The following is a 1,364-nucleotide window of genomic DNA, read 5'->3' on the forward strand; positions in this document are numbered from 1 at the left end:
TGACAGCGTGTGGAGCAAAGGCATCTGGGGCTGGATGTTTTTCGACTGGGCGGCTCAGCCGTTTTTTACCGTCGTAACCACTTTCATTTTCGGCCCTTATTTTATTTCGCGTATGTCGGCTGATCCGGTGGCAGGGCAGGCGGCATGGGGCTATGGCGTGGCTTTTGCCGGTATCGTCATCGCAATCCTGTCTCCGGCACTGGGTTCTATTGCGGATAAAACCGGTGCAAGAAAACCGTGGATCGGTTTCTTTGCAGTCATCAAAATCATCAGCCTGACTTTGCTGTGGTTCGCGGAACCGGGATCAAGCTATGTCTGGGTATTGCTGGCCTTCATCTGCGCTTCCGTTGCCGCAGAATTTTCTATCGTTTTCAACGATTCCATGATGCCGAGGCTGATTCCAGCCTCGCATATCGGGCGGGTGTCGAATTTTGCATGGGGGCTGGGTTATCTCGCCGGAATGATCGTGCTGATCTTTGTTGTCACCTGTCTGGCAGCCTCGCCGGAAACCGGAAAAACGCTGATCGGCATTGAACCACTCTGGCAGCTGGATGCACTGAAAGGTGAGGATGCCCGTATCACAGGGCCGGTTGCAGCGCTGTGGTATCTGATTTTCATTCTGCCAATGTTTATCTTCACGCCGGATCAGGAAAAGGGCATGGGGCTGAAAGCCGCCATTGGCGAAGGTCTGGCAGAGCTGAAAGAAACGCTGCATGAAGTGCGCAAAAAGGCGGCTCTGTTCCGCTTTCTGATCGCGCGGATGATCTATCAGGACGGTGTGAATGCATTGCTGGCGCTGGGCGGCGGTTTTGCTGCGGCGATGTTTGGTTGGTCAATCACCGAGATTGGTCTGTTCGGTATCATCCTCAATGTCGTGGCGATTTTCGGCTGCTGGTTTGCCAGCTATGTCGATAGCTGGTTCGGCTCCAAATGGGTGGTGGTGATATCGCTGGTGCTGTTGCTGATTGCCACATTGGGCATTGTTTCCACAGGGCCGGATTATACGCTTTATGGTCTGGTGCATTTTCCGCCGGATAGTAATACGGGGCTGTTTTCCTCCGGTGGGGAAAAAGCCTATCTGGCCTTCGGTATGTTGATCGGCATCGCTTTCGGGCCGGTGCAGGCATCTTCCCGCTCGTGGTTTGCCCGCAGTGTCGAGCCGCATGAGGCAGGGCGATATTTCGGTATTTATGCACTGGCCGGACGCGCAACCAGTTTTCTGGCACCGTTTCTGGTGGCGAGCATGACAGCGGCCAGTGGCTCACCGCGCCTTGGCATTGCAGTGCTGGTACTGTTCTTTGTCGCCGGACTATATCTGGCGATCAGAACCCCTTATCCGGCAAAATCCGAATAATAAAAAAAGA

At 54.1% G+C, this 1,364-nt stretch carries 1 protein-coding gene; it reads left to right on the forward strand.

The features are described 5' to 3' along the window. The first annotated feature begins 7 nt into the window (after window positions 1-7). Window positions 8-1,354, forward strand: a complete 1,347-nt coding sequence (locus A918_RS0104400; protein ID WP_156831380.1) for an MFS transporter — start codon at window positions 8-10, stop codon at window positions 1,352-1,354. The last annotated feature ends 10 nt before the right edge of the window (window positions 1,355-1,364 follow it).

This window comes from Pseudochrobactrum sp. AO18b (assembly GCF_000409565.1).
Lineage (GTDB): Bacteria > Pseudomonadota > Alphaproteobacteria > Rhizobiales > Rhizobiaceae > Pseudochrobactrum > Pseudochrobactrum saccharolyticum.